At 71.0% G+C, this 22249-nt stretch carries 20 protein-coding genes and 1 pseudogene; 10 read left to right on the forward strand and 11 right to left on the reverse strand.

Going from position 1 to position 22249, the window contains the following annotated elements; all coding sequences use genetic code 11:
* Positions 1-96: 96 nt before the first annotated feature.
* Entirely contained in the window at positions 97-642 is a 546-nt protein-coding gene (locus ACFW6P_RS30595; RefSeq protein WP_386359573.1) for an alpha/beta fold hydrolase, read from the reverse strand.
* Positions 643-815: 173 nt separating this feature from the next.
* On the opposite strand from ACFW6P_RS30595, the gene ACFW6P_RS30600 reads away from it, so the two are divergent.
* A complete protein-coding gene (locus ACFW6P_RS30600) occupies positions 816-1151 on the forward strand; it encodes a hypothetical protein (RefSeq protein WP_386359572.1) in 336 nt (111 codons plus the stop codon).
* A gap of 385 nt (positions 1152-1536) precedes the next feature.
* Here ACFW6P_RS30600 and ACFW6P_RS30605 read toward each other — a convergent pair whose 3' ends face one another.
* Positions 1537-2676 carry a helix-turn-helix domain-containing protein gene (locus ACFW6P_RS30605; RefSeq protein WP_386359571.1) on the reverse strand — a complete coding sequence of 380 codons (1140 nt, stop codon included), beginning with the start codon at positions 2674-2676 and terminating at the stop codon, positions 1537-1539.
* Positions 2677-2763: 87 nt separating this feature from the next.
* Between ACFW6P_RS30605 and ACFW6P_RS30610 the strand changes: the two genes are divergently transcribed.
* Both ACFW6P_RS30610 and ACFW6P_RS30615 read left to right on the forward strand, forming a co-directional pair.
* Positions 2764-3819, forward strand: a complete 1056-nt coding sequence (locus ACFW6P_RS30610; protein ID WP_386359570.1) for a ferredoxin reductase — start codon at positions 2764-2766, stop codon at positions 3817-3819.
* 7 nt (positions 3820-3826) lie between these two features.
* The gene (locus ACFW6P_RS30615) at positions 3827-4945 is read left to right on the forward strand and encodes a fatty acid desaturase family protein (protein WP_386359569.1); all 1119 of its coding nucleotides are present in this window, start codon (positions 3827-3829) and stop codon (positions 4943-4945) included.
* 381 nt (positions 4946-5326) lie between these two features.
* On the opposite strand, the gene ACFW6P_RS30620 is transcribed toward ACFW6P_RS30615, so the two are convergent.
* Positions 5327-5860 (reverse strand): 2'-5' RNA ligase family protein, encoded by a 534-nt coding sequence (locus tag ACFW6P_RS30620; RefSeq protein WP_386359568.1) that lies wholly within the window; start codon positions 5858-5860, stop codon positions 5327-5329.
* 527 nt (positions 5861-6387) lie between these two features.
* Here ACFW6P_RS30620 and ACFW6P_RS30625 point away from each other — a divergent pair.
* Together ACFW6P_RS30625 and ACFW6P_RS30630 are read left to right on the forward strand one after the other, a co-directional pair.
* Positions 6388-8553 carry a glycoside hydrolase family 9 protein gene (locus ACFW6P_RS30625; protein WP_386425564.1) on the forward strand — a complete coding sequence of 722 codons (2166 nt, stop codon included), beginning with the start codon at positions 6388-6390 and terminating at the stop codon, positions 8551-8553.
* Between the two features lie 173 nt (positions 8554-8726).
* Positions 8727-8891, forward strand: a pseudogene (locus ACFW6P_RS30630) (hypothetical protein); the annotation flags it as partial.
* A gap of 363 nt (positions 8892-9254) precedes the next feature.
* On the opposite strand, the gene ACFW6P_RS30635 reads toward ACFW6P_RS30630, so the two are convergent.
* From ACFW6P_RS30635 to map, 4 genes are all read right to left on the reverse strand, one after another.
* Complete coding sequence (locus ACFW6P_RS30635; RefSeq protein ID WP_386359565.1) at positions 9255-11567, reverse strand: FdhF/YdeP family oxidoreductase; 2313 nt, start codon at positions 11565-11567, stop codon at positions 9255-9257.
* Between the two features lie 36 nt (positions 11568-11603).
* A complete protein-coding gene (locus ACFW6P_RS30640) occupies positions 11604-12224 on the reverse strand; it encodes an SRPBCC family protein (protein ID WP_386359564.1) in 621 nt (206 codons plus the stop codon).
* Between the two features lie 383 nt (positions 12225-12607).
* Positions 12608-13282: a DUF4232 domain-containing protein gene (locus tag ACFW6P_RS30645; protein WP_386359563.1), complete on the reverse strand. Its 675-nt coding sequence runs from the start codon at positions 13280-13282 to the stop codon at positions 12608-12610.
* A gap of 784 nt (positions 13283-14066) precedes the next feature.
* Complete coding sequence (gene map, locus ACFW6P_RS30650) at positions 14067-14849, reverse strand: type I methionyl aminopeptidase (RefSeq protein ID WP_386359562.1); 783 nt, start codon at positions 14847-14849, stop codon at positions 14067-14069.
* A 66-nt stretch (positions 14850-14915) separates the two neighbouring features.
* On the opposite strand from map, the gene ACFW6P_RS30655 reads away from it, so the two are divergent.
* Together ACFW6P_RS30655 and ACFW6P_RS30660 are read left to right on the forward strand one after the other, a co-directional pair.
* Positions 14916-15218: a helix-turn-helix domain-containing protein gene (locus ACFW6P_RS30655; RefSeq protein ID WP_386359561.1), complete on the forward strand. Its 303-nt coding sequence runs from the start codon at positions 14916-14918 to the stop codon at positions 15216-15218.
* Between the two features lie 1025 nt (positions 15219-16243).
* Positions 16244-16810: a DUF6328 family protein gene (locus ACFW6P_RS30660; RefSeq protein ID WP_386359559.1), complete on the forward strand. Its 567-nt coding sequence runs from the start codon at positions 16244-16246 to the stop codon at positions 16808-16810.
* 226 nt (positions 16811-17036) lie between these two features.
* Here ACFW6P_RS30660 and ACFW6P_RS30665 read toward each other — a convergent pair whose 3' ends face one another.
* Positions 17037-17426, reverse strand: a complete 390-nt coding sequence (locus tag ACFW6P_RS30665) for a gas vesicle structural protein GvpA (protein ID WP_386359558.1) — start codon at positions 17424-17426, stop codon at positions 17037-17039.
* Positions 17427-18118: 692 nt separating this feature from the next.
* Complete coding sequence (locus ACFW6P_RS30670; RefSeq protein WP_386359557.1) at positions 18119-18334, reverse strand: hypothetical protein; 216 nt, start codon at positions 18332-18334, stop codon at positions 18119-18121.
* Positions 18335-18576: 242 nt separating this feature from the next.
* Between ACFW6P_RS30670 and ACFW6P_RS30675 the strand changes: the two genes are divergently transcribed.
* The gene (locus ACFW6P_RS30675) at positions 18577-18966 is read left to right on the forward strand and encodes a thiol-disulfide oxidoreductase DCC family protein (protein ID WP_386359556.1); all 390 of its coding nucleotides are present in this window, start codon (positions 18577-18579) and stop codon (positions 18964-18966) included.
* Positions 18967-19207: 241 nt separating this feature from the next.
* Here ACFW6P_RS30675 and ACFW6P_RS30680 read toward each other — a convergent pair whose 3' ends face one another.
* Positions 19208-19444, reverse strand: coding sequence for a hypothetical protein (locus tag ACFW6P_RS30680; protein WP_386359555.1), 237 nt, complete (start codon positions 19442-19444; stop codon positions 19208-19210).
* Positions 19445-19764: 320 nt separating this feature from the next.
* Here ACFW6P_RS30680 and ACFW6P_RS30685 point away from each other — a divergent pair, with 320 nt between their 5' ends.
* Positions 19765-20799, forward strand: a complete 1035-nt coding sequence (locus tag ACFW6P_RS30685) for a permease (protein ID WP_386359554.1) — start codon at positions 19765-19767, stop codon at positions 20797-20799.
* Positions 20796-21563 carry a TIGR03943 family putative permease subunit gene (locus tag ACFW6P_RS30690; protein WP_386359553.1) on the forward strand — a complete coding sequence of 256 codons (768 nt, stop codon included), beginning with the start codon at positions 20796-20798 and terminating at the stop codon, positions 21561-21563. Before ACFW6P_RS30685 ends, ACFW6P_RS30690 begins: the two co-directional genes overlap by 4 nt.
* A gap of 54 nt (positions 21564-21617) precedes the next feature.
* On the opposite strand, the gene ACFW6P_RS30695 is transcribed toward ACFW6P_RS30690, so the two are convergent.
* The gene (locus ACFW6P_RS30695; protein ID WP_386359552.1) at positions 21618-22148 is read right to left on the reverse strand and encodes an NUDIX domain-containing protein; all 531 of its coding nucleotides are present in this window, start codon (positions 22146-22148) and stop codon (positions 21618-21620) included.
* Positions 22149-22249 lie beyond the last annotated feature (101 nt).

Genomic DNA, 22249 nt, shown 5'->3' on the forward strand with positions numbered 1-22249 from the left:
CACAGGATCAGACGAAGGCCGCCTACGTGTCCGCTGAACTGCGAAAAAGCCGACCAAGTTCGAGCCGCGTTCGACGCCGGACCATAAATGACAAGGTCAGATCGTGGCCAGGAACTCCCGGACCGCGGCGGCGAAGGCGTCGCGTGCGGTGAGGTAGACGAGGTGGTCTGCCTCCAGCTCGGCCGCCACGGTGTTCGTGCGGCGCTCGACCATGGCACGGACCTGCTCGGACGGGATGACGCCATGGGTGGCATGGGCCAGTAGCGCCGGACAGGTGGACCCCGTCCAGTCCGCGAAGTGGTCGCCGTGGACGTGCTCCTCGGACTCGTACATCTCCTTGGGGTGGAAGGGCAGCCGCCAGCTGCCGTCCGCGTTCGCGCGCAGCCGGTCGGCGAAGTACGGCGCAGCAGGGCCCAGATCCGCGACCAGTGCGTCACGGGTGGGCGTCTGGTAGGGCAGGCCGAGCAGGAAGCCGAAGGGGTTGGCCCCGTCCAGCCCCACGGCGGCGGGGCCCTCGGCGTTGACAAGTGCCTGGACGCGTTGGGGGTCCCGGGCGGCGAACTGGTAGGCGTTGATGGCGCCCAGCGAGTGGCCGAGCAGCACGACGCGCTCCAGCCCCAGGTGGTCAAGGAGGGCCTGCAGGTCGGCGAGGTAGCCGTTGCGGGTGTAGTCGGCGGCGCGGCCGGTTCGGCTCCCGCGAGGCGCTGCTGAACGCCGCGCTCATCGACGCCATCGACGAATGGGGCACCCGCGTCGGCCGCACCCTGGCCACCTTCGGCACGGACGCAGCCTCACCCGCGGAGCGGTACGAGTCGATGTGGGACAAGGTCATCGAGTCCTTCGCCGAGTACCGCACCCTGTGGCTGGCCTCCATCGAGGCGCTCCTCCAGTCCGAGCACTCGAAGGAGCTGCGCGACTACCTGGCCGGCGGCCAGGCCCAAGGCAGGCGGGGCTTGGCCGCCCTCCTCAGCGGCACCGAGGAGGGCGCAATCGACGAGGGGACAGCACGCACCCTGGGCGCCGTGCAGATGGCCCTGCCCACGGGCATCATGACGCAGTGCCTGACCGATCCCGAGCAGGCCCCCACCGGCGCCGACGTCGTCACCGGCCTACAGGCCCTGACATCCCTCGGCACGACGGACCGACCCTGACCCCTCACCACCTGGACCACCGGGCACATACGGGATCGAGCACACGGCAGGTCGGCCCGGTCGCTCGAGGTACTCACCCTGAACCACACCGGCGTCGACCCGCCTTCCGCGGAGCGGCCCGACCGGAGGCCGGTCCACACCGACCCGCGGAACGCGGATCTCAGCCACCGCCGTCTGGAACCGGGTGCGGTCTGCGCACTGTCCGCCGGATGACGACCGGCGAGAGCGGGCGGCAGCGGCCGTTCGTGCGCGGATGCACGCCGCCGGTCCGCAGCCGACGCAGGCTCCCCTCTCCCCGGGCCGCACAAGCCAGGTGACGGCGCCGAGAACGAGGCACGGTCCCTGGACCGCTCGCGGACCCGGTCATGGACGGTCGGCGTACGTGTCAGCTGACCCGAAGACCGACCGCCAGCGTCAGTTCAAGGACCCGGTCCGGGGATGCGAGATCCGGAAACAGCTCCCGCAGCTGCGACATCCGGTACCGGACCGTCTGCGGGTGGACGAACAACGCCGCCGCCACCTCCTCCCGCCTGCCCTGGTGCAGCAGCCACGCCCGCAGCGTCTCCTCCAGCCGCCGTGCCGTCGTCACGGGCAAGGTCCGCAACGGTGCGAGGGCTCGGGCGCGCAGGTCTGCGAACGCGTCCGCGTCGGCGCTCAGCACCAGTTCGGGGAGGTGGTCCTCGGTGTCGCGGATATCGGCGGAGAGGGACCGGGCGCGTGCGGCTCGTGCGTAGGAGGCGGACGCACGAGCCCATGGCCGGGCCGGGCCGACCACGGCGGTGCGGTCGGTCAGCCGCCGCAGGAGATGTGCTCGGTCCGCATCGGGGACGAGCAGCACACCGGTGGCGTCCGGCAGATCGTCGAGGACGAGGGTGCTCGGGTCGAGCGTGCGGTAGGCAGGCCGGGCCTGGGCGGCGGGCAGCAGGACCGCGGTCAGTGAAACGGGAGGCTGCCAGCCGGCCCGTTGAGCAGAGGCCAGCAGGACGTCCGGGCTCGCGCCGGCGAGGAGGTCGCGGGCCAGGTGTTCCAGATGGCGCTCGTGGGCCCTGCCCCGGGCGGCCAGTTCGTCGGCGTGGCCCGCGGCGCTCGCGGCGGAGAGCTCGTCGATGTAGGCGAAGGTCAGCTCGGCGAACTTGGCGACCTCGGCGGCCGGCAGACCCGCGAGTACGGCACCCGCTGCCAGGCATCGCCAGGCCACGCGGGCGCCGACGCGGTAGGCGCTGAGCAGGGCGTCCATCGAACGGCCGTCGCGCACCTCGCCGCGGCCCAGCTCGTAGGCCGCGTCACTGCCGTCGCCGCCGGTGGCGTTCCCGCTCGCGAGGTCCAGGTAGTGCCCCAGGGCGGTGCGGACGGCTCGGCGGATGGTGGCGCCCATGTGTCCCGACAGGGCGTTGGCATAGGGAGGGACCTCGTCGATGATCGCCTGGACGACCTCGTCGGCAGTGGTCTTCAGCGCGGCCCGAAGAGCGGTGACCGTCGTCTCATCCAAGGCCAGTTCGCTGACCCTCCGGATTGCATGGCTCACGTTTTTGTCCCCTGCGAACAAATCGATCGAGCAGATTCACGTCCTGTGGTCAGGACTTTACGCCTCAAGGCACAGCAAGCTGGAGTCATGACGAGTACAGCCCTCCGCAGCAGGGCGTGGAAACTGCTGGAGATGGTCACGACGCCGCTCCTGCCGTCGGACTACCTCGACCTGGTCAGCCCGCTGCGTGCGGGCGCCGACCTGCGTGGGCGCATCGAGGCCGTGCACCCCGAGACGGGTGACGCCGCGACCATCGTGATCAGGCCGGGACGGGGCTGGCGCGGTCACACCGCCGGTCAGTACGTGCGGATCGGGGTCGACGTCGACGGGGTGCGCCTGTGGCGTGCCTACTCCATCACCTCGCCGACCAACCGCCAGGACGGCCGCGTCACGATCACCGTGAAGGCGATCCCGGACGGCAAGGTGAGCAACCACCTGGTCCGCAGGACGAGACCGGGCACGCTGATCCAGCTCGACCAGCCGACCGGTGACTTCGTGCTGCCGCAGGCCAAGCCCGCCAAGGTGCTCTACCTGACGGCCGGCAGCGGCATCACGCCCGTGATGGGCATGCTGCGCGACACCGAGTTCGACGACGTCGTCATGGTCCACTGCGCGCCGCAGCCGCAGGACGTGATCTTCCGCAGCGAGCTGCACGACCTGGTCGCGGACAAGAAGCTGCGGCTCACCGAGGTGCACACCGACACGGACGGCATGCTCGACATCGCCCGTCTCGGCGAGCTCGTGCCCGACTGGGCCGAGCGCGAGACCTGGGCCTGCGGGCCCGCGGGCCTGCTCGACGCCGCCGAAGAGCACTGGAGCGAGCACGGCGTACAAGAGCGCCTGCACACCGAACGCTTCCGCCCCAGCATCGTGGTCGCCGGCGACGGCGGTGAGGTCACGTTCAGTGCCACCGGCAAGACCCTCGACGCGGACGGTGCCACGCCGTTGCTGGACGTCGGCGAGCAGGCCGGCGTGCTCATGCCCTCCGGGTGCCGCATGGGCATCTGCTTCGGCTGCGTCACGCCGCTCAAGGCGGGCGCCGTCCGCGACCTGCGCACCGGCGAGATCACCGAGGCCGAGCCGGGCGTCCTCATCCAGACGTGCGTGTCCGCCGCTGCGGGCCCCTGCGACATCGAACGCTAGGAGCGCTTTGACCGCCATCGACCCCACAGCCCACCTGACCGCGGAGCAGATCGAGGAGCTCGGCCGCGAGCTGGACGCGATCCGCGACGAGGTGATCGCCGGCCGCGGCGAGAAAGACGCCGCCTACATCCGTAAGGTCATCTCGGCGCAGCGCAAGCTCGAACTCGTCAGCAGGGGCGTACTGCTGTTCTCGATCTTCCCGCCCGCTTGGCTGATCGGCACCGCCGGTCTGTCCGTGGCGAAGATCATGGACAACATGGAGATCGGCCACAACGTCCTGCACGGCCAGTGGGACTGGATGCGGGACCCGAAGATCCACTCCACCACCTGGGACTGGGATCACGTCTCGCCGGCCGACCAGTGGAAGCACTCGCACAACGAACTGCACCACGCGTACACCAACGTGATCGGCAAGGACAACGACCTCGGCTACGGCATCATGCGCGTCGACGAGGACCAGAAGTGGCACCCGTTCCACCTCGGCCAGCCGCTGTGGAACTTCATCAACGCCTGCTTCTTCGAGTACGGCATCGCCGCGTACGACCTGGAGCTCGGCAAGAACCTGAGCAAGCACCGCCGCAAGAACCCGGAGTTCCGCGCGCGGGCCAAGGCCGTGGGCCGCAAGATCCGCAAGCAGGTGCTCAAGGACTACGTGATCCACCCGCTGCTGTCGGGCCCGTCGTTCGTCCCCACGCTCGCCGCCACGTTCACCGCGAACGTGGTCCGCAACCTCTGGTCCCACTCGGTGATCATGTGCGGGCACTTCCCCGAGGGCGTGCAGGTCTTCGAGCGCCGGTCGATCAAGGGCGAGACCCGCGGCCAGTGGTACCTGCGCCAGATGATGGGCTCGGCGAACATCAGCGGCAGCAAGGCCATGCACTTCATGACCGGCAACCTGTCGCACCAGATCGAGCACCACCTGTTCCCGGACCTGCCGAGCAACCGGTACGCCGAGGTCGCGGTGAAGGTGCGCGCGCTGTTCGAAAAGTACGAGCTGGAGTACGTCACCGGGCCGCTGCCCAAGCAGGTGTTCTCCGCATGGCGCAAGGTCTTCCGGCTCTCGCTGCCGAACAGGAAGCCCGAGGTCAAGACGCCGGACCGCGAGCGGGAGCTCGTCGCGGCCTGATTCCCGGTACGGGTTCGGATCTCTCGCCCGTACCGGCGGCACCGTGGGTTCCGGTGAGATGCGTTGCGGACGGCGGGCGGGCGCGACCGACGTCAGACCGCACGACACGGGATCCGGGCAACCCGCCGTCCGGTCTCGGTTGGAAGGCTGGCCCTCGTCTCCGCCCCCTCCGGCTCGGACGCCGATTCAGTCGGTGAGTCGGCGGTAGCTCATGAGGGCTGTGGCGATGCCGGCGAAGGCCGGGGCGTACGCGGCCTTTCGCTCGTAACGGCGGTGCAGCCTTCGGCGGCCGGCGTCCGGCAGCCGGGAGACGGAGGCAGGGCTCAGGGGCGAGGGGTGCGAACACCGCTCCCTCGCCGGGGATCCGGCCTCGGGGGCTTCTCAGGAGCGGGGCTCCAGTACCTCAAGGGCGCCGGTGACGGTGTCGTAGCTGCGCAGGGTGGTGAGCCGGACCGTCGGCGGGGGCGGCGGGACCAGCTCGGGGACCCGTCGGCCGGCGAAGGCGCCGGGGCGCCGGGTACGGCCGAGAGTGATGTGCGGGCTCCAGCGGGCAGGCGCGTGGAACGGGTTGAGCGTCTCGGGCGGGCTGTCGGAGGCGACCGCCTCCCACACCCGGCTGTGCAGGCCGGCCAGCTCGGAGCCGCCGTCCAACGCCCAGGCCAGCACCGAGGTCGGCCGCTCGAAACGGACCACGCCGGTGAACCGCACGGGCAGCGGCAAGGCGGCGGCCACCTCGGCGAGCTCCCAGCGAATCGGGGCGGTCAGCTCCGGACAGGCGGCCAGGGTGAGGTGCGGGCTGTTCGTCGGCGAGCGGTGCCGCGCCTGACTGGGCAGCCCCGCTTCCGCCAGCGTCCGCCACGCCTGCCGAACCGCCAGGTCCGCCGCCTCGTCCAACAGAAGCTCGACCGTGCGCATCACCGCAGCTTACCGGCAGCGGCACGCGAGCCCGCCGCCTTGCACCGGAGGCGCTGAGCCCTCCCCCGCCCACCGACACGCTCACGCCGGCCTGGCCGCGCACACCTGCCGGGACGGCGCCGTCGCGAGTCAGGCAGGCAGGCAACGCGACCGGACTCGCGCCACGACGAGGGACCAGGACGTCGGTAGTGAGCCTCTGCTGACCGTCACCGATCCCGATCACCGGGCCCGCACCCGTCAGCTTCCCCGGCGCAGCTGGTCCAGTTCGCTGCCGATCGCTTCCCGCACCCCGTCGTGCTGCGGACCGAGCTGGAACCGTTCATCACTCCGCCGTTCACGGAGTCACGACAGCAGCTCTCGTCCCTGTTTGCACTGTTCCGGGGCGTGTCAGTCACGGTGCCGCGCACCGTGACCCGCTCGGAACCATGAGAGACACCGTGTCCCCACCCTTGAGCTCCCACTCCGGCGGGTCCACCATGGGAGCGCTCCCATTACCGGAGCGCCCCCACATGACGCAGGAGCCGCTCATGCCCCGTTCCGAGTCGTTACACCGGCACAGAACCCTCTCCGCAGTCCTCCTGACCTCTTCACTCCTCGCCGGCGGTCTGCTGACCGCGCCGGCCTCGACGGCACTCCCCACCGCCGCGGCGGCGACCACCGCCGTCCGCGTCAACCAGGTCGGCTACCTGCCGGACGGTCCCAAGCACGCCACCGTCGTCACCACGTCGTCCCAGGCGCTCACCTGGCAGCTGCGCACCGCGTCCGGCACAGTGGCCGCCTCCGGCTCGACCGTCCCGAAGGGCGCGGACCGGGCCTCCGGGCAGTCCGTCCAGGTGGCCGACTTCTCCTCCCACCGGAGCACGGGGTCGGGCTACGTCCTGACGGTGGACGGCCGCAGCAGCGACCCGTTCGACATCCGCCCCGACCTCTACGACGGCCTGCGCTCGGACGCGATGGCCTTCTTCTACCACCAGCGCAGCGGCATCGCCATCGAGTCCTCCCTGGTGGGCTCCGGCTACGCGCGCCCGGCCGGGCACCTCGGCGTGGCGCCGAACAAGGGCGACACGTCCGTCCCCTGCCAGTCCGGGGTGTGCGACTACACACGGGACGTCAGGGGTGGCTGGTACGACGCGGGCGACCAGGGCAAGTACGTGGTCAACGGAGGAATCTCCACCTGGCTCGTCGTCAACTCCTTCGAGCGGGCCGAGCGTGCGGGTACCGAAGCGGCGCTGGGCGACTCGACCCTGCGGGTCCCCGAGCGCGGCAACGGCGTGCCGGACGTCCTGGACGAGGCGCGCTGGGAGCTGGACTTCCTGATGCGGATGCAGGTGCCCGACGGCAAGCCGTACGCCGGCATGGCGTTCCACAAGGTGCACGACGCGCAGTGGACCGCGATCCCGACCCGCCCCGAGCAGGACGCCCAGGTCCGCGAGCTGCACCGGCCGTCCACGGCGGCGACCTTGAACCTCGCGGCGGCCGCCGCGCAGTGCGCTCGTGTGTACCGGTCGTACGACTCCGCGTTCGCCGACCGCTGCCTGACCGCCGCCCGCAAGGCCTGGACGGCGGCGCGGGCCAATCCGGCGCTCCACGCACCGGACGCGGACAGCACGGGTGGCGGCGCCTACGGCGACACGCAGGTAACGGACGAGTTCTACTGGGCGGCCGCGGAGTTGTACGCGACGACCGGCGAGAGCGCCTACCGGGACGCGGTCACCTCCTCGTCATGGCACACCTCCAGCGGCGCCTTCACCCGCTACGGCTTCGGCTGGGCGGACACGGCCGCGCTCGGCCGGCTCACCCTGGCCACCGTCCCCAACGAGCTGCCGGCCGCCGACCTGACCCGGATCCGCTCCTCGGTGACCGCGGCCGCCGACACCCACCTGTCGACGATGGCCCAGCAGGGCTACGGGGTGCCGATCCCCACGGACGGGTACTTCTGGGGCTCCAACAGCGGACTCGCCGACAACGCGATCGTCATGGCCGTCGCCGCCGAACTGACCGGTGACGCGCGCTACCGCGCCGGCGTGCTGCGGGCGATGGACCACCTGCTCGGACGCAACGCCCTCGGGCAGTCCTACGTCACCGGCTACGGCGAGACGTCCTCGCGCAACCAGCACCACCGCTTCTGGGCGCACCAACTGGACGCCTCGCTGCCCAACCCCCCGGCGGGTTCGCTCGCGGGCGGGCCGAACAGCGGCCTTCAGGACCCGGTGGCACAGGAGAAGCTGGCCGGTTGCGCGCCCGCCACGTGCTACCTCGACGACATCGGCTCCTACTCGACCAACGAGGTCGCGGTCAACTGGAACGCCCCGCTGGCCTGGCTCGCCGCGTACGCCGCCGAGCGAACGACCGACGACGGCGGCGGCGAAGAGCCCGGCGCGGCCTGCGCGGTGACGTACAAGGTGGACAACGCCTGGAGCGACGGGTTCACCGCGACGGTGACCGTCAAGAACACCGGGCCGGCCGCCGTGGACGGGTGGCGGCTGGAGTGGAGCTACCCCGGTGGCCAGCGCGTCACCAGTGCCTGGAACGCCACCGTCACCCAGAGCGGCACGGCGGTCGTCGCCCGCAACGTGGAGTGGAACCGGGTGATCGCGGCCGGAGGGACGGCGAGTTTCGGCCTCCAGGGATCCCTCAGCGGGAGCAGTCCGACCCCCGGGGCCTTCATGCTGGACGGCCGCGCGTGCACCTGACCCCGGTGCGGACACGCCGCGGATGACAGCCCGGTGAACCACACTCACAGGTGTCGGCCGCTCGGGCGAGGAGGTCATCCGCGGTCACGGCGCCTGCACCGCACCACCGGAACGGTGCGGACGGTTCTGTCCCGTGCCGCTCCGGCGGTGGCGTCCGCCATGGGCGGTGCCTGGTGCGAGCTGCTGACCCTGCTGCTCGCCCGGGCGGACCCACCGCGGCGGCGGGTGCCGCCCTCGTCGTCTGGCCGCAGAACCGGCGGAGCAATATGACCGTCACCATCGACCGCCCGGACGGTACTCAGCTCGTGGTCGCCTCGGAGAAGGTCCGGCCGCTGACCGCGGAAGGCACCGGGGAGCCGGCGCAGCGGGTGGCGGCGGCCCTGTGGGAGCCATCGGCTCAAGACCTTCTCCCATGCGTGAGCCCGGACATCATGGTCGTCGGCGGGGCGGTCATACGCGAGAGGGCGAGTGCGGCGGGTGCGTGGAGACAGGCAGACAGATCTGACGGAACCGTGGCAGCAGCGCCGGCCCGATCGCCCTCCGGTCGGGTACGTGCTCCGCGACACCTGCAGGGATGTCTGGGTGCGTTTTCACAGCCTGCCGGAGTCCCCGCGGGAGACGATCCCCGGTGGCATGCGCGGCACAGGCCGCCCGGACGCCCTCTGTCGTCGAGGGCCTCCGGGTGGGGTCGTGCCATCCGGTCAGGCGGGTGCGGGGCGTGTCCGCTCGTGGATGGGTTCGAGGCGTACGACGAGGCCCTTCGAGGTGGGCTGGTTGCTGATGTCGGCGACGCTGTCCAGGGGCACCAGGACGTTCGTCTCCGGGTAGTAGGCGGCGGCCGAGCCCTTGGCGGCCGGGTAGGGCACGACCTCGAAGTTCTCCGCGCGGCGCTCGGAGCCGTCCGCCCAGACACTCACCAGGTCGACGTGATCGCCCTGGGCGAGGCCGAGTTCGGTCAGGTCGGCCGGGTTGACGAGCACGACGTGCCGGCTGCCGTGGATGCCGCGGTAGCGGTCGTTGTCGGTGTAGGGCACGGTGTTCCACTGATCGTGCGAGCGCAGCGTCTGCAGCAGCAGGTGCCCCTCCGGGGCCCGCGGCACCACACGCTCGTTGCAGGTGAACAGGGCCTTGCCGGCCTTGTTGTTGAACACGCCCTCGTTGACCGGGTTGGGCAGCTGGAACCCCCCGGGGCGGGTCACCCGGGCGTTGAAGTCGTGGAAGCCCGGCACGACGCGGGAGATGCGGTCGCGGATGGTGCCGTAATCCCCCTCGAACGACTCCCAGGGGATGTCCGGCGTGCCGTCCAGGGTCCGGCGGGCGAGCCGGCACAGGATGGCGACCTCGCTGAGCAGCATGTGCGAGGCCGGTTCCAGGCGGCCCTGGGAGGTGTGCACCTCGCTCATGGAGTTCTCCACGGTGACGAACTGCTCGCCGTCGGCCTGGACGTCACGCTCGGTGCGTCCCAGGGTCGGCAGGATCAGCGCGGTGTCGCCGCAGACGGTGTGCGAGCGGTTGAGCTTGGTGGAGATGTGCGCGGTCAGCCGGCACGAGCGCATCGCCTCCTCGGTGACCTCGCTGTCGGGAGCGGCGCGCACGAAATTGCCGGCCAGGGCGAGGAAGACCTTCGCGTGACCCTCGCGCATCGCCTTGATGGCGTTCACCGAGTCCAGGCCGTGCGGGCGCGGCGGGTCGAACCCGAACTCCTCCCGCAGCGCGTCCAGGAACGTGTCCGGCATCTGCTCCCAGATGCCCATGGTGCGGTCCCCCTGGACGTTGCTGTGACCGCGCACCGGACAGGCCCCGGTGCCGGCACGCCCCAGATTGCCCCGCAGCATCAGGAAGTTGACGATCTCCCGGATGGTGGGCACGCCGTGCTTGTGCTGGGTGATCCCCATCGCCCAGCACACGATGACGCGTTCGCTCGTGAGGACCTCGTCGCGGACCTTCTCGATCGCCTCGCGCGTCAGCCCGGTCGCCGTGCGTACCTCGTCCCAGTCGACGTCACGTGCGTGCCGGGCGAACTCCTCGAAGCCGGTGGTGTGGGCGTCGATGAAGTCGTGGTCCAGGACGGTGCCGGGCCGGACCTCCTCCGCCTCCAGCAGCAGGCAGTTCAGGGCCTGGAACAGCGCCAGGTCACCGCCGGGCTTGATGTGCAGGAAACGGTCGGCGATCTGAGTGCCGCGCCCGAGGACGCCGCGTGGTTTCTGCGGGTTCTTGAAGCGCCGCAGTCCCGCCTCCGGCAACGGGTTGACCGCGACGATCCGGCCGCCGTTGCGCTTGGCCTCCTCCAGAGCGGAGAGCTGACGCGGATGGTTGGTGCCGGGGTTCTGCCCGACCAGGAAGATCAGATCGGCGTGGTGGAGGTCGTCGAGGCTCACGGTTCCCTTGCCGGTGCCCAGGGTCTCGCTCAGGGCGAAGCCGCTGGACTCATGACACATGTTGCTGCAGTCGGGCAGATTGTTGGTCCCGAAAGCGCGGGCGAAGAGCTGCAGGACGAAAGCAGCCTCATTGCTGGCACGGCCCGAGGTGTAGAAGACGGCCTCGTCCGGGGAATCCAGGGCCTTCAGCTCCTGCGCCAGGACCCCAAGGGCTTCGTTCCAGCCGATCGGCTCGTAGTGCTCGGAACCGGGCCGCTTGATCATCGGCTCGGTGAGCCGCCCCTGCTGGTTGAGCCACATGTCGGAGCGGGCGGCGAGGTCCGAGACGCTGTGCTCGCGGAAGAAGTCGGCGGTGATCCGGCGCGTGGTGGCCTCGTCGTTGATGTGCTTGGCGCCGTTCTCGCAGTACTCGTTGCGATGGCGCCGGCCCGGGGCCGGGTCCGCCCACGCACAGCCCGGGCAGTCGATCCCGCCCACCTGGTTCATGGTCAGCAGGTCCACCCCGGTCTTGCGCGGGGAGGTCTGCTCCAGCGAGTACTCCAGCGCGTGCACGACCGCGGGGACTCCGGCCGCCCACTTCTTCGGCGGTGTCACCGAGAGGGTGGTGTCCGGTTCCTCACCGGGCGGGTTCTGCATCGGTTCGCCTTTCTCTCGCCATGTCCGGCACGCCGGTCAGCCGACAGGCCACTGGGCCACGCGGCTCCTGGGCGGTTCCGGGTGGTCGTGCTGCACGCGGCCGTTGCGGATGGTGCCGCGCCAGGCCCCGCCTTCCTGCCCCAGTCCCTCGATGAACCGCTTGAAGTTCGACAGCTCGTCGCGCACCAGCCGGGCCGTCAGCCGGGTGGCCCTGGATGAGCGGGTGAGGATCCTCGCGGCTCCCCGCGGTTCCAGGAGCACGCGGACGGTGATCGCGGTGCCGCCGGACTCCGTCGGACTGAACTCCACCTCGCCCTGGTGGGAGGGACGCTGCTCCAGACCGCGCCAGGCCAGGTAGGCGTCGGGGTCCTGTTCCACGATCTCCACTGCGAAACGGTGGCGCAGGGGTCCGTAGCCGATGGTCCAGGCGGTCACGGTGGGCCGGATCTGCTCCACACCGCGCACCACGCCGGAGAAGCGCGGGAAGGTCTTGAACTGCGTCCACTGGTTGTACGCCGTCCGTACCGGCGCCGCGATCTCGACCGTCTCCTCGACGTGCCGCTCCCGCAGGGGACGGCGGCGCGTGACACCGTCGCCGTCGGTGGGCGTCCCCGGCGTGTGCGGCACGGCCTGCTGGGCGTCGTCTTCGTGCGCCATCGTGGTCTCTCTTCCGGTGAGGGAGCCGGGCGTGCGGGCGCCCGTCCTCCCCTCCTTGAGTCAGGGCTTGTCTTACGGTTCCCACTTCCCGTACTTCGAGTCACCCCGGTTGGTCCGTGTGCCACGCGGTCCCGGCGACGGCGGGGGCGTCCGGGCACCGCGGCTCCCGACTTCGTCCCCTGTGTGTCCACGCGCCACTCACGGTGATCCAGGCGCCGGTGGACGATCGTGTTCGTCGTGGGCGAGGGCGTGGGACCGTCGGGCCTCGCCACATGCGGGCCGACCACGTGCCCTCCTGCACGCGCCACGCCACGCCACGACGATGGCGGGGCGTGGCGTCGAGAGCGGTCAGGAGGTGGGTACCTCGATGGCGCCGGGAGCGATCAGTAGGTGAGTGCGTCCTCGGCGGAGTCGAAGAAGCTGGTGACCTGTCCGTCGTTGACCGTGACGGGGCCACCGGTGATCGGCACTGTCACAGGGCTCTCGGAGGGGGTCAGCGCGACTTCGACCTTGTCGGCGCTCTTGCCACCCGCGGTGTCCGCGCGGGAGAACACGATCCCGGCGTAGGCGCTGTCGCCGGCCTCCAGGAGCCGGTCCGTGCCGTCGGGCCCGACGTGCTCGGCGGCACCGTCGAGCCCCGGGATCGTGATGACGAGCTCGTCGGCCGTCAGCAGGCAGGGGTCGCTGCCCTTGTTCTTCGCGGTGAGCAAGGCGTGGTTGACCGGCTTGGACGCGACGGTGACGCCGAAGCTCACGTCGGTCGTCTCGCACATGCCCACACCTCCGTCCTGGTCGTCCTCGGCACCGGACTCCGGCGACGGCGAGGTGCTGTCAGCACTGTCGGAGGAGCTGCCGTCGGCGCTGCCGCCCTTACCAGGGCCTGCCGTCGAAGGACTGGCGGAGCCCTTGTCCGTGGCGGCGGCGGACGGGGTCGCCGCCGTGCTCGGAGCGGCGGCGTCCTCTTCCGCTCCGCTCTTGCATGCGGTCAGCGCCACCATGGCGAGCGAGAGAGCGGCCAGTGCGGCGGCGGTGCGGCGTGAACGGGTTGCGTAAGCCATGAGAGGTCCCCCTGGAGGTCGGATGTCCGGAGGATCATGTCGCACGACAGCGATGCTTCCGCCTTCTCACACCGAGCAGGAGCGGTTTCCGCACAGGCCTGTGACACTGTGACGCACCTCGGCCTTCTCGGGACCGGAGGGGTGCAGCGCTGTGTCTCTTCCGAGTCGCGTGGAGCAGCCCACCGTGAGCTCGCTGCAGGTGTCGTAGCGATTCTTCCCAAGGGTCGTTCGCATGCGTCACCGGCGCACCGCGACGCTTCGGCCGGCCGCGACCACGGAGCGGAAGACCACAAGGCGGGAGAGGAACGTGAGAAGCAGTGTGATCGCAACCAGGAGCAGCGGTAACGGCCCCCCTGGCCGCCACTACGCCGACAACGCGCCGGACCCTAAGAGCCCGGCGATGCGACCTCCTGGTTCGAGATGCATTGCAGCCGTACGGGAGCCCTCCCCGTGAAAGAGCCCGACGTGCTGCCGTGCTCGGCATGGTCGCCGGCTGCCCCGACCAAGCCTCCCGGCATCTCGCAGGCCGCCGCTCGGCAGTGGCCGCTCAGCGGTGGCCGGTACCACGGTCCCTGGCCACCGTGTTGCCGTGCCGACCGCACGGGCCGATGGCCCACCTGATGCGGCGGCCTACGCGCCCAACCGCCCTTCGCCGCACACGCCTGTGTGGAAGCGGACGGCGTCCTGGTGGGCGAAGGCGCACTCCCCGGCTACTTCCAGCCACTGATCATGGTCCGCTGAGACTTGCCAAGCCCGAGTCGGACGCGCAAAGGATGATCCGTTCTCACGGCTGGGGCGGTTTCGGCAGCGTGAGGATGTCGGCTCCGTCCTCGGTGATGGCGATCGTGTGTTCGCTGTGGGCCGTCCGGCAGCCGGTCGCGCTGCGGAGCGTCCACCCGTCGGCGTCGGTGACGAGCTCGGCGGTGTCCGCCATGACCCACGGCTCCAGTGCCAGCAGCAGCCCGGGACGCAGTTTGTATCCCCGGCCGGGCCGTCCGGTGTTCGCGACGTGCGGGTCCTGATGCATCGTCGACCCGATGCCATGTCCTCCGAACTCGGTGTTGACCGCGTATCCGGCCCGGCTGAGGACCGTGCCGATGGCGTGGGAGATGTCGCCGATGCGCGCTCCGGGTCCGGCGGCGGCGATCCCCGCGGCCAGTGCCTGTTCCGTGGCGCTGATCAGCGCGATGCTCTCCGGAGGCTGCGTGTCGCCCACGATGAAACTGATGGCGGCGTCGGCGGCCACTCCGCCCTTGGAGACGGCCAGGTCGAGTGTCAGCAGGTCACCGTCGGCGAGCGTGTAGTCGCGGGGGCGTCCGTGGAGGACGGCGTCGTTGACGGCCGTGCAGATGTAGTGGCCGAACGGACCGCGCCCGAAGGACGGCGCGTAGTCGACGTAACAGGACACGGCTCCGGCCTCGATGATCATCGCCTTGGCCCACCGGTCGATGTCCAGGAGATTCGTGCCGACCGCGCTTCGGCCCTTCAGTGTCTGCAGGATGTCCGCGACCAGGGCGCCTGTGTCCTTCGCTCGGGCCAGCAGGGTGGGGTTCAGGATCTCGATCATGCGCCGCTTTCCTTACGGGACCAATAACTATACCGGCCATACTATACCGGTACTAGAATGGGGGTCATGGTCAGACTGCCGCTCACTCCCGCAGAGGTCGCCCGCGGACAGCGCCTCGGCGCCCTCCTGCGTCGGGCCAGGGGAGAACGCTCGATGCTCGAGATCGCGCTCGACGCGGGTGTCTCGCCGGAGACGCTCAGGAAGATCGAGTCGGGCCGCGTGGCCACCCCCGCCTTTCCGACCATCGCGGCGATCGCCGATGTCCTCGACCTCTCCCTCGATGCGGTGTGGGCCGAGATCAGCCGGACCGCCCACGGCGTCGAACCGGCCGGCGCCCACCAGGGCACACCCGAGCGGCTGAGCGCGTAAGGCTCCGCCCCAGAGCGGCGCACGGACACGAATACGGACACGGACACGGATACGGCGGAACGCCTCGGTCCGGCTCTCACCGGCGTATCAAGTCCAGCCTCGCCCCGCTCGCACCAGAACATCCGCCGTGACGGCGGGACGGTGAGGTGGGAGAGCATGCGCAGCCGGCACCAGCAGGAGACGACCGTCGCCGGCGCGGCGCACCGGATGACCGATCCAGTCCGGTGGGGACGGCGCGTCCCCCTCCCTCCCCCGCCACGACGGTGACCGGGCAGGTCACCAGGGGCACACGTCCTCGGGCGCGTCGGCCTGAGCCGACCGGACGCAGTTCAGAGGTCGCCGAGGGCCTGCCGCGAGACGGGAGGGCAGCACGGCCCGCACCGCACTCGGAGTCTCATGGATCGCCGTGCGGACGAGTGCGCCGAGCAGCGGAGCCGTCCGACGCAGGTGGGGCGGGAAGGCGGGAGAAATGAAACCACGGCGCCGGACGGAGGACCGGGGCGCGAGCAGCGGGGGTACGTGACCGCAGCGAAGGACGTCTGTGCCGGGGCTGGGCCCTCGTCCCGCTCGGGGTTCGGAACGAGGGCACTGTCCCCTGCATCCACTGCTTCCGTCGGAGGGCTGTCTGCGGATGCACCCCATGCGCAGCCGCGCACCACTCTCCGAGGGGCTCGACGCCGACCGCATCCTGCAGGCCCCTCGGACGGCCTCCACTGCGCCGGTCACACGATGACGTCCAGGGCGTGCTCGCGGACCATGATGAGGTTCCCCCTGGTCGAGGCCTCGCGCACGGCCGGTCGGCTCGGCGGTTCAGCGGTTGGCCAGATCACCAGCCGTGCACGGGTGCGCACTCGATATCCGAATCCTCGCCCGCCGAGGTGTCGGCAGGATCGGCGTCGCCGTCGGTCGCGGCGACGCCGGCCCGGAAGCCGACCAAGCCCTCCCCTGTCCATGACCTGCCCATGACCTGCATGAAGACCGTTGAGACGGGGCAAACGGTCGGCCTGAGAACTGGGGAGGGTGTCATGACGATGACGGAAGGGTCGAGCGACTCGGCGAAGGACGTCGGCGCTTGCGGCGCACACCACGACAGACACGGCCCGGGGTCCGGTGCCGACGAGCCGGAGTCCGCGCACGAGCGGGTCAACCGCCGCTGGAACGAGATCCTGCAGGAGACGCGGGTCACCCAGACCGGCGTGCAGATCCTCTTCGGCTTCCTGCTGAGCGTGGCCTTCACCCCGCTGTTCCGGGAGTTGGGCACGGTGGACCGCGTCATCTACGTCACCACCGTGGTCCTGGGCGCCTCGGCCACGGGAGCCCTCATAGCGCCCGTCTCCATCCACCGCTTCCTGTCCGGACAGCGCATGAAGGACGACATGGTGAAGGCGGCCGGACGCCTGATGGTGTGCGGCATGGTCCTGCTCGCGCTGACCATCGGCTGCACGCTGCTGCTCATCCTGCGTTTCGTCGTTCCCGGCGTTCTCGCGGAAGTGCTCGCCGGCGCAGTCATGCTGTGGTTCGGCCTGTGCTGGTACGTGCTGCCGCTCCATCTGCGGCGCCGCGCCGGCCGGCGCTCCGCCAGCCACGAATGAAGCATGAGCGTCCGTTCGCAGTGGCCGCGGCGTAGGGGCATCACGGGCGGAGTGGCCCGGGCTCCCGCCCGGGAGCGCCCGCGCCCCGTGGGGGCTCGGCCGGCTCACCCCGGCCGCCGTGGCCCAAGGGGTTGCCCCGTCGCAGACCAGAGCCGACCTGAGCCCCACCCGGCCCTCGGTGTCCGCGGCCGCCCGCTCAGACGCGCGCAGGGACCGCGCCCGTCCGTCACTCCGCCCGGCGCCGTGCCGACTGGCGTTCCCGGCCTTCGTCACGGGCCTGCTGGAAGGCGTCGGCGATCGTCTCCGCCGCACCGGACAAGGCTCCCTTGGTCTTGCCGCGGGCGCCGGACTCGGTGACCTTGCCCGCCAGTTCCGTGAGCCCGGCCGGCTTGCGCGGTCCCGCCTCCAGGTCGAGGCGGTTGCACGCCTCGGCGAAACGCAGGTAGGTGTCCACGCTGGCCACCACGATCCGTATGTCGATCTTCAGGATCTCGATGCCGACCAGGGAGACACGCACGAACGCGTCGATCACGAGCCCTCGGTCGAGGATGAGCTCCAGAACGTCGTAGAGGCCGCTGGAGCCGCCACCGCCACCCTGCTGTGTCGCCACGGTCATCGCGACTACCCCTTGTCCTCTGTGTCTGCTGTCTCTGCGTGGCTCCGTCAGCCCTGTCCGCCGCTGCGACCCAGACTCGGCTCACGACGTGAGAGCCCGTCCCTCGAGGGCCGAACGCATGTCTAGCCCGTGGAGAGGTGGACCTACGGCGGATGCCGGCATCCGGCCGAGCGAGTTTCTGACGGCGCTGAGCTGTACATCTTCCGGAGAAGGTCCGTCTACCCGGCGGATCCGAAAGAATCCCTGGCCGTGCGGGCCGCAGGCACCCGGCTTCAGCCGCCCGGTCGCACGTCGCTTCCGCAGGTGGGCAGCGCGGTGGGCTCCTGCCGGGTGCGGACGGCCGGGAACCAGGCGGGTCCGGACGGCTCCGCCGGGAACCTCACCCGTACCAGCGTGGGGTGCCCACACCGCTCCCGTCGGCCACGCGATCCTCCTCGAACGCCACACGGTCCGCTTCCAGCACGTCCCTGTGCAAGATCCGATGCGACGGGCCGGTCTGTCACGAACAGTTCAACGCCTCGGCGAGCGGTACGGCAAGCGGCTCCGCCACCCGGTACGAGGAGGAGGTGCGGACCGGCTCGCGTTGGAGAACGAAGCCCTTGCTCGCGCCCGCACCGCCGTCCGCTCACAGTGACCCTCCACCGGAACACCCCACCCCTTCGCCCCCTGGAGCCGCCAGCGCGCTCGGGCGGTCAGAACAGCCGGGTCTGGACACCGCGTCGAGCCGAGTGCCGAGCGGGCGGGGCCGTCCTGGCGGGAGTCGGTTGCTGATCGCCGAAGAGGGGCGCGGTACCGCACTCGTCCGCCTCGGCCGGGATCCGTCCGTCCACCTCCGGGCGCGGCGGTGCCTCGCGGTCGAAGTCGTCCGGCGTCATGCGCGTCCAGTCGCGGCCACCCTGCTCACTCACCCGTCGTCACCGCCCCTCCCGTCCCCCGGCCTCAGTCCCGGAAGACGTCCTGGGATCAAGTGTTGCCCACGGAAGATCAGTTCCACCCTCCGGCGTTCCTCAACACCGTGGACCGACTGCGGCGCCACCCGAGGAGCGCCCCGCAGCGGGGCCGGGCCAAGGGGTAGGTCACGGCCGGTCCCCTACCCACCTGCCAGACCACCGGCTGCCCGTCCGGCCCACGGGTGCGGCACGATGGGGGGATGCGGACGCGACCAGTACTGATCTTCGACGGGGAGTGCGGCTTCTGCACCACGTCGGTGGGCTTCGCACAGCGGCTGGTGCGGCCCAGGTGCGAGGTCGTGGCATGGCAGCACGCGGATCTCTTGTCACTCGGCGTCACCGCGGAGCGGGCCCGGTACGAGGCCCTGTGGGTGACACCCACCGGACGGGTGTACGGCGGCGCGCAGGCCGTGGCGAAGATGATGCTGAGCGCGGGCGGCCCATGGTCCGTGACAGGAGCGGTCCTCACCCTGCCTCCCGTGCGCTGGGTCGCCCAGGGGGTCTACCGTCTCGTGGCCGAGAACCGCGGGCGGCTGCCCGGAGGGACGGCGGCCTGCGCGGTGCCCGGAGCGAAGGCGCACCCGTCGTGACCCGTGACTGATCAGCCGCCACCACGCGGGCGACACACTGGGCGGCGGCCAAGTCCACGAAGCGCGCAGAGAGCGAACCCGCCGTACGCGTCGCGCAGGGCCGCCGGTGCGGACGACTCGGTGTCCCGGCGCAGCCCTTGCAGCTGCCCGCTCACCCCGATGCAGGTCAGGGCGCCACCCTCCTGCTCCGTCTTCTCCATCACCTCGGTCGGGGTCCGCTGGTGTGGCGTCGGGCCGGGTGTCACCCGGCCGCTTCGCCTCGACGGCGAGCCCGTGCCCGTTCACCTGCTCTGGCCGCCTTGCCCATGAACCGTCTCCGGCCCCACGACATCAGGAGAGCGAGAGGGGTGACCAGCAGGCCGATCAGCAGGGCCGGACTCCAGTCCATGCCGTCTCTTCGGTAGCGCAGGATCAGGACGACGCAGGCGTAGGTCAGTACGACGATCAGTGCCTTCTTCACGGGCTTGGGCAAGGTCATGCGCCCTCAAATGCCCCGCATCTACGATGACATGGCGGAATCCCCCAGCCCACTTCTCCCCACCCCTTGGGCGTGACGCGACCTTCGTTCCGGCGCCATGGCAGGGTCACGCCTTCCGTCCGAGGCACACACCCCCCTATCGTTCGCGGAAGTCGTGCACGCTGCGCACAACTCAGCCAACTTGTTGGTTTTCCGTGAAGATCAGGTTTCCGGAGTGCGGCGCTCCGCCTGTCCTCGGCCGGCCGTCGGGGTGGGTGCGGGCACGGGTCCTTCCCCTCGCCCGCTATGTTGACCCGGACATCCAAGACGTGGAGCCGGCATTGCAGAGAGCGGAAGAACGCGTCGAGCGGACCCAGGCCGCGGACACGGACACAGGCGGGCGGGACGAGGCACCTCGCGGTGTGCCTCTGCCCTGGCCGCTGCTGTTGCTGGGGGCGGCCGTAGTGCCCGGGGCGCTGCTCTACTTCGGGGGCCGGTGGATGGAGACACCGGCGATGCAGACGTGGCGGACCGTCTGTCTCGCGGTGACCGTGCAGGCACTGCCCTTCCTCCTGCTGGGCACGGCCTTGTCCGGGGCCATCAACGCGTTCGTGCCGGCGCGGCTGTTCAGCCGAGCGCTGCCGCGGCGGCGGGCCCTCGCCGTACCGGTGGCAGGTGTGGCGGGAGTCGTGCTGCCGGGCTGCGAGTGCGCGTCGGTGCCGGTGGCGAACAGCCTGATCGCCCGCGGCGTCACGCCGGCGGCGGCGTTCGCGTTCCTGTTGTCGGCGCCTGCGATCAACCCGGTGGTGCTCACCGCCACCGCGGTGGCGTTCCCGGGGCAGCCCGGGATGGTCGCCGCCCGGCTGCTGGCCTCCCTGGCCACGGCGTTGGTGATGGGCTGGTTGTGGCTCTGGCTGGGGCGGGAGGAGTGGCTCAGGCCCAGCGTGCGGCACAGCGGGCACCAGGCGGGCGGCAACCGGTGGCAGGAGTTCCGGGCCGGCTTCCAGCACGACTTCCTGCACGCGGGCGGCTTCCTGGTGGTGGGTGCCATGGCCGCGGCCACGTTCAATGTGGCCGTGCCCCGTTCCGTACTGGACACCTTCTCCGGCTCGCCCTGGCTGTCGGTGCTGTTCCTGGCCGGGCTGGCGATCGTGCTGGCGGTGTGTTCCGAGGCGGACGCGTTCGTGGCGGCCTCGCTGAGCGGGTTCTCGCCCGTCGCGCGGCTGACGTTCATGGTGGTCGGTCCCGTGGTCGACCTCAAGCTCATCGCCCTGCAGGCGGGCACGTTCGGCCGGGCGTTCGCCATCCGGTTCTCCGCCGTCACGGTGGTCGTGGCCGTCCTGTCCAGCGTCCTGATCGGAGGCGCACTGCTGTGAGACGCCTTCTGCAGACGGCCCTGCTGCTCCTCAGCGGCCTCGGCCTGCTGCGCGTCGCCCTCTTCACCGACCTGTACCTGCGCTACGTCAAGGAGGGCATGCGGCCGCTGCTGATCGCCTCCGGCGCTGTGCTGATCCTGCTGGCGGGGGCCGACATGGTCTCCTACCTGCGACGGCGCGGCCATGACGCGCGGACCGACCACGGCGACGACGGCCATGAGCACGGGCACGGCCATGGGCACCACCACTCCCACGTGCCCCGTCCCGCCTGGCTGCTGTTCCTCCCCGCGCTGAGCCTCCTCCTCTACGCCCCGCCCGCCCTCGGCGCCTACACCGCCTCCCGCGAGCCGGCGAAGACCGTCCCCCTGCGCGACAGCTTCGAGCCGCTGCCCGCGACGTCGCCGCTTCCGATCACCCTGACCGACTTCACCAGCCGTGTGCAGCAGGACCGCACGGGAGCCATACGGGGCCGTACCGTCCGGATGACCGGCTTCGTCACGTCCGCCGGGGAGAAGGGCAGCTGGTTCCTGACCAGGATCATGATCTCCTGCTGTGCGGCGGACGCGCGGTCCGTGAAGGTACGCGTCCACGGCACCCCGGCCCCCGCCGCCGACACCTGGGTCGCCGTCACGGGCACCTGGCATCCCGGTGGAACCCTCGGTACGGACTCCGCGCCCGTCGCGCTCGACGGCCGTTCGGTGGAGAAGGTCGCCAAGCCCGTGAACTCGTACAAGGACGCCCTTCCCTGGGTCCCCGGCGGGTGAGCGACGCGGAGCCGGGCGGGTTCCGCCGGACGGGTCCGGGCCCGGGCGACGCCGTCAGTGCCGGATCCGGCTCAGGACCGCATCGCTCTCCGGGGTGAGCAGCCCGGCGCCGCGCAGGTCCCGTACCGCCGCGAGGGTGTGCCAGGCGTACTCCTCGATCTCCGCCGGGTCCGCGACGAGCCGGACGGCCGGGATCCGGCACTCGAAGAGTCCCATCCAGTGCGGGGTGGGACTCTCCAGGTTGAGGAAACGGCTCACCGGTCGTGGTTCGACCACCACTCCCAGCTCCTCGCGGACTTCGCGGACGGCGGCCGCCCGGTAGCTCTCTCCCGCCTTCACCGCACCGGCGACCAGGGCTTCGAGCCTCCCAGGGAAGCGCTGCCGGCGCAGCGAGCGCCTCACGACGAGGATCCTGCCGCCCGCGTCCCGGCACACGACACCGGCGACACGGTGCAGCCATCCGTTGCGCACGGCGGCGGCCCGTGAGGTGACACCGACGACCCGGTCCTGGAGATCGACCCGGTCGACCTCTTCGCCACCGGGAGTAGCGGTGCCGCGGCCGGGGCGCTCGCCGGCGTCGGTCACCGGCTCCCTCACGCGTAGGGGCTGTCGGCGCCCGCCGCGGCGGGCCGGGGGGCACGGGCCGGGCAGCAGCCGACCGGGCAGAGCTGATGGCTCGCCCCGAG

This window comes from Streptomyces sp. NPDC058741 (assembly GCF_042746715.1).
Taxonomy (GTDB): domain Bacteria; phylum Actinomycetota; class Actinomycetes; order Streptomycetales; family Streptomycetaceae; genus Streptomyces.